Origin of the sequence: Burkholderia paludis (assembly GCF_000732615.1) — a bacterium.
In the GTDB taxonomy this organism is placed as follows: Bacteria; Pseudomonadota; Gammaproteobacteria; order Burkholderiales; family Burkholderiaceae; genus Burkholderia; species Burkholderia paludis.
Window position 1 is genome coordinate 1 of record NZ_JPGL01000126.1, and the last position, 5900, is coordinate 5900.

General features: G+C 54.6%; 5 protein-coding genes and 2 pseudogenes. 1 reads left to right on the forward strand and 6 read right to left on the reverse strand.

Features of this window, described 5'->3' with window-relative positions:
* Positions 1–902: pseudogene (locus GQ56_RS39870) on the reverse strand (RHS repeat-associated core domain-containing protein); the annotation flags it as partial.
* 68 nt (positions 903–970) lie between these two features.
* Here GQ56_RS39870 and GQ56_RS45990 point away from each other — a divergent pair.
* Positions 971–1258 carry a hypothetical protein gene (locus GQ56_RS45990; protein ID WP_162531560.1) on the forward strand — a complete coding sequence of 96 codons (288 nt, stop codon included), beginning with the start codon at positions 971–973 and terminating at the stop codon, positions 1256–1258.
* Here the strand turns inward: GQ56_RS45990 and GQ56_RS45325 are convergent.
* The 5 genes and pseudogenes from GQ56_RS45325 to GQ56_RS47130 form a co-directional block, all read right to left on the reverse strand.
* A complete protein-coding gene (locus GQ56_RS45325) occupies positions 1249–1662 on the reverse strand; it encodes a hypothetical protein (RefSeq protein WP_152602006.1) in 414 nt (137 codons plus the stop codon). The genes GQ56_RS45990 and GQ56_RS45325 overlap by 10 nt on opposite strands.
* Positions 1663–1672: 10 nt before the next feature.
* A complete protein-coding gene (locus GQ56_RS47410; protein ID WP_456059108.1) occupies positions 1673–2074 on the reverse strand; it encodes a hypothetical protein in 402 nt (133 codons plus the stop codon).
* Positions 2048–2434, reverse strand: a pseudogene (locus tag GQ56_RS47415) (RHS repeat-associated core domain-containing protein); the annotation flags it as partial. The pseudogene GQ56_RS47415 and the gene GQ56_RS47410, both read right to left, overlap by 27 nt.
* Before the next feature lie 2315 nt (positions 2435–4749).
* The gene (locus GQ56_RS42650; protein WP_075123128.1) at positions 4750–5067 is read right to left on the reverse strand and encodes a hypothetical protein; all 318 of its coding nucleotides are present in this window, start codon (positions 5065–5067) and stop codon (positions 4750–4752) included.
* Positions 5068–5069: 2 nt separating this feature from the next.
* Positions 5070–5900, reverse strand: an 831-nt coding sequence (locus tag GQ56_RS47130) for an RHS repeat-associated core domain-containing protein (protein WP_200878029.1), incomplete at its 5' end; no start/stop codon positions are given.

Below are 5900 nucleotides of genomic sequence, written 5' to 3' on the forward strand. Positions count from 1 at the left end.
CGCTGATCGCGCTTCTGGATCACATCGCCTGCTGCATCGTATTGCCACTGCTTAGCAAGCAGATCATCAGCCGCATGGCCACGCTGCGCAGCGTGCCGCGCACGACGACCTACCGCGTCATATCCGAAATGACTGGTCAGTTTGCCCTGCGTTCGCAGCACCTCGCGATGCAGATCGTCGCGCTCGATGTCCGCGACCGCTGCGCCGTCAACGCGGATCTGGTGCACGTGTCCCGACCCGTAATGCAGCCAATCGATCGTGCGCTCGCCGGAGATCGTGGTGCTGACGCGATTGCCGAGTTCATCGTAGGTATGCGCGAGCCAGCCGGTCGGCGTGTATTCCTCGACGACCTCACCGCGTGCGTCGTATTTCAAGCTGACCCGATTCTTCAGCGACGGGCCACGAGCAGCCAGTGTGTACAACTCGGCTGATACGATTCGGCTCGCCTTGTCGTACAGATATTCACAACGCTCGTGCGCAGCTTGCTTCGCCGTCAGTCGACCGATCGCATCGCGCTCGTATCGCGTCTCGATCTGCCCGTCCCGGACGCTCGTGCCTTGGCCGCACACGTCATATTCGTACGTACGCTTATGGCCATCGAGGCCGATCTGCGCAGCAACCAGATCGCGGCGGTCATACTGGAATCGATACGTTTCACGATTCTCGTTGGTCAAACTCGCGAGCCTGAACGCATCGTCGTAACCAAACCGCACGACGCGATCAGCCGCATCCGTGCGTGCTATCAACAATCCACGCGGATTCAGTTCATAACGCGTGCTGCGCTGGTTCGCATCAACGACCTCGACGAGCCGCCCGGCCGCATCGTATCGAAACATCTGACGCGCACCGTCGGCCGTCCCGATCCCCGTGACCCGTGACCCGCCCCATTGCATCCGCTTCATACACAGTGGACTGGCCCATCGCGTCGGTCACGCGCGCAAGCGTACCCTGCGCATCGTATGCAAACCGCGTGACCTTGCCGGAACAATCGGTGATGTGGAAAATTACAGCCATCAACGTATCGGCAGAATTTTTATCGAATCCCTTATCCAAAAATATTCAACCGACCCTCGGCAAATCCGGTCTTGCAGAAATAATAGCTGCCAAGCTGCTCACTACCTTCAAATTTTCCTCTTTGAAAATAATATCCCCCACATCATTTTTCGAGTCCTACGCAACGAGCAAGACGATAACTACGAACCAAGAAAATCCCCTGCAAACAAAAACAACGCTACTCGAACGACAACATCAAAGATAATCCCTTGTTCCAGTCTGAATCACCTTTCTCGCAGGATCGAAACTGCCGTCATAGGTCACAATACCACCGAGGAACAAGTAATTGACAAAAAAGTCCACCAATTTCACATCAACAAATTCATCGAGCAAAATTGATATAGCAGAGTGCTCGCCAAGAAAATAATCACCCTCCTTAAACTTTAGCTCCACCTTGCGAGGAGAAAAAACAATCTGAGCCAGCCCCCCACATTGCGAATTTCCCTGATCGTTTAATTCGACTGTAGGTTCATTCAATCGCTCATCGTCTTCGAGGTAGACACATGTTTGAATCGAAAGATATCCACCATCCAATTTAAATGTGACCGCATTGGTATCCAATTCATCATAGACAAAATCGAATTCAATCGGATGTATCGTTAGCTTCACCGCAAACTCCTTATCGTGAGCAACCACTTGAACCGAGCCCCTTTCGCGCATTTCTTCGAGCGACAGCCTTTGCGCCCTTGTCTGCGTCGGTGAACCACGAGCCGGACTGTCCCTTGCCATCGGCCCAATGGTATTCGACTGTTAGATTCTTCGACGCTGCAGCTACGTTCATGTTGCCCCGACATCCCGAACACGGCGGCAAAGTCGCATCTGTAAAGACTACCCGATCACCTGATTGAATTCGGGGATCAATAATGCCCTTCGATTCTGTGTGCGACGCAATTTGCTCTGGCCAGGAAGTCCCCGTTGCACCACCACTTTTCAGTGCTTCCGTAAATCTCATTGTCCCGTCCGGCGCGTAGACGGTCATCGTAGCTTGGTGAGGCGCCCAACCAAATGGATCAGCCCACATAAGCGGATTCACCGCATAGCGATACAAATTCTCCCCGCCGTACAACCCGATTGGATCGTGTGTAATGAACCGTCCGATGTCCGGATCGTAGAACCGAAATGTGTTGTAGTGTAGACCGGTCTCTCGATCCAGATATTGTCCCTGGAAGCGCAGATTTTGCGGCCGTGGCGCGTGAGTCGGTGTTGATACCGCTGCCTGCGCTTCACTCCACGAAGGTGGCGGCCGCTGCGGCACTCGCTCGATCCATTCCTCCTGTACCGCGTTGCCCCATACCTTGTAGCGGGCCTGCCAGACCAGTTCGCCGTCAGTGTCGGTCAGTTCTTCCGGCAACCCTGAAACGTCGTTATGGAAATAGTAGACAGTGTCTCTCGCATCGGCGTCATTCGCCGCCGGCGCGCCTTGGTCAATACGTGCGAGCGGCACATAGCTATTCGACTCGTACAGGTATGTCAGCGCTTCTTCGCCGCTTCGATCGTGGTACGTCTCCTGCACGAGCCGCATGCCATCCCATAGGAAATCCGTACTAGCGTAGCCACCATTGCGCTTACGAACCCGGCGACCGAACGCGTCGTATTCGAAATGCGTAGTCGATATGCCAAGTCGGTCCTTCGTCACGACGGTCTTCAACTGGTGCCAATCGTCGTATTCAAGGGCCAGCTCTTTGGCAGGCCCATGACCGCTCAGTTTGCGAACGAGCCGCCCGTACGCGTCATATTCGAAGCGCTTGTCCTCGAACATCTTCAGTCGATTGTGCTCGACGTATCCACCAGGATGGTCGCTCGACACCAAGTTCGCGGCTGCATCCCAGCGAAACACCTCCGACGGCAACCCCGGCCCCATCGCTTGCTCGATGCGTCCTGTCGGGTCGTAGCCGTAGCCGATTGTGCCGTAGCGCTGGTCACGTTTCTGGATCACCTCTCCCACTGCATCGTACCGCCACTGTTTGCTCAACAGCGTGTCCGCGAGCGCACCTCGCTGTGCGGCGAATCGCGCACGGCGACCGACCGCGTCATATCCAAACTGGCTCGTCAGTGCACCCTGCGTGCGCAGCACTTCTCGATGCAGGTCGTCGCGTTCGATGTCGGTGATCGCCGCACCGTCGACACGGATCTGGTGCACGTGACCGGAGCCGTAATGCAGCCAGTCAATCGTGCGCTCGCCGGAAATCGTGGTGCTGACGCGGTTACCAAGCTCGTCGTAAGTGTGTGCGAGCCAGCCCGTCGGCGTGTACTCCTCAAGCACCTCGCCGCGCGCATCGTATTTCAGGTTGACGCGGTTCTTCAGCGACGGGCCACGGGCCGTGAGTGCATACAGTTCACCGGACGAAATGCGGCTCGCCTTGTCATACTGGTATTCGCAACGTTCTCGGCCGGATGCCTTTGCGATCAACCGCCCGAGCGCGTCGCGCTCATATGTGGTCTGAAGTTTCCCCTCTCTAAGCACGATGCCCAGTCCGCGAGCATCGTATTCGTACACGCGAACGCTACCGTCCAGCCCAACCTCCTCGCTTAGCAGGTCGCGGCGGTCGTAACGGAAGCGATAGCTCTCACGGTTCTCGTTGGTCAAACTCGCGAGCCTGAACACGTCGTCGTAGCAGAATCGCACGACGCGACCCGCCGCGTCGGTACGCGAAAGCAGCAATCCCCGCGGATTCAGTTCATAACGCGTGCTGCGCTGGTTCGCATCGACAACTTCGACGAGCCGCCCGGCCGCGTCGTATCGAAACATCTGCCGCGCACCGTCAGCGGTTCCGATCCCCGTGACGCGCCCCATTGCATCCGTTTCATACACAGTGGACTGGCCCATCGCGTCGGTCACGCGCGCGAGCGCACCCCGCGCATCGTATGCAAACCGCGTGACCTTGCCTGAACAATCCGTGTAAGAGGTCAGTTGCGCACGGTCATTCCATTCGAGGAACTTGTACCCCCCGCGCGCATCGCGGCTCGTATGCACGAGCCCACGCTCATCCCGGTGATACTCCGTCGCGAAGCCCGCCGGATCGCGCGTCATCGTCAGATTTCCGCGACCTCGAATTCATCACCCCAATTCAAGAGCCCCACTAACTCGAAAGATACTTCACCAAATAATCCCCCCAACTCTTAGCTGCCACCGCCCCAATTTTCCTTCCATCAACAGGACTAGTCAGTACCACGGGCGATTCACCATCGCCGTTCCTCTGAGACGTATCGATACACATCAAGAAGAACCACACTCAGACGCCTAGCATGCGCATCAATCATTTAAAGCAATCTCCAATTTCAGCCTGCTTATTCCCAAGTCTCGCGAGATCATCCAACTCATGATTCTTGAAAACTCCCAAGCTAAATGGAACCTTCCCCAGTTCATGACGCGCCTTTCTCAAGTCACTATCAATGGATTTTTCCATATCTAAAAACCCAGGAATCATAGCCCCCCTCGACGCCCATTCGGGCAGACAGAGTTACTCGACAAATAACCACACAAAATAGACCTATCGACATAGGAATCGTTTAATTTTATTGACTCCCCTTCGCTCCATCTCGACGACAACACGTCGTTGAAAATACGCTTCCCGATCGATATTAAACGCCTCTCTATTTACGTGCTTTACTGGGTGCGCATTTGCCAAATATGAATACAACGCATTAATGACAACGCCGACATGAAAGACTCATCCCACTCAGATCACATTTACACTAATCCCCAGGTCTTTCCCAAACCTTAATATTTTCCACTGCCCTTTCAATATCACCCATATCATCGACCCCCAACGAGTTGTCGAATTTCGCCGATATCACCTCCCTCAGCTTTGCAAGCTTTTGCGTTACTTTGTTCTCGTCGATAAATCGCGTTGTTTCCACGCAGTATCCGAAATTATCATTACCAGAGATCCGATCAGGTTCGTGGTAGTACATGCCGATATTTCTCAAAGAAATTAGCAAGTATTCAAGCTCGCAAAGAATCGATAAGGCTTCCTCACCTGACATTTCAATTTTTTCGTTGCTTTTCAACATAATTATCTCCGCTGCACTATCTCTGGATTTGAGAGTGGGACGTCGCCCTTTACGGTAAGCTCTTCCGTGCCGTAGCGTGGATTTTTTACCCACTCAAGTTTACTATTTGGCACATCAATCTCAACATAATCTCGCCCTCTGCCTTGCTTGATTTGGTATTTTGTCTCAGCATCAAGCTGACTCAGTGGCTTTCGGTTGGCCGGTTCAACATAGACGCGATTGTTGTCGTGCGCCTTAATTACACCGCTTTCACGAATAGCATTAGATCCCTTTCGGTTTGTGTAGTGCCGAACCCGCGTTGTAGGCTCTTCTTCTGTCGGACCACATGCCAGCCCCCACGGATCAATCCAGGAGATCGGGTTGAGCGCATATTGATAGAGGTTCGTCCCCCCCATCAACCCGATTGGATCCGGATTGATAAAGCGCCCGATGTCCGGATCGTAGAATCGGAACGTGTTGTAGTGCAATCCCGTCTCGCGGTCCAGATACTGCCCCTGGAAACGCAGATTCTGTGGTCGCGGTACGTGTGTTGGCGTCGGCGCAACCACCGATACTTCGCCCCAAGTGGCTGTCGGCCGCTGCGGCACCTGCGCAACCCACTCCTCCTGCACCGCATTGCCCCAAACCTTGTAGCGGGCCTGCCAGACCAGATCCCCACTCGCGTCGGTCAACTCCTCCGGCAACCCCGACACATCGTTGTGGAAATAGTAGACCGCATCCCTTGCATCGGCATCGTTAGCCGCCGGCTTGCCCTGATCGATCCGTGCAAGCGGTACATAGCTATCGGACTCATACAAGTACGTCAGCGCTTCCTCGCCCTGGCGGTCGTGATA

What these genes read in the sequence shown, in the direction of transcription:
- GQ56_RS47410 (WP_456059108.1), bottom strand. Translation starts at nt 2,074, where the DNA reads ATGTGGGCTGATCCATTTGGTTGGGCGCCTCACCAAGCTACGATGACC.
- GQ56_RS42650 (WP_075123128.1), bottom strand. Translation starts at nt 5,067, where the DNA reads ATGTTGAAAAGCAACGAAAAAATTGAAATGTCAGGTGAGGAAGCCTTA.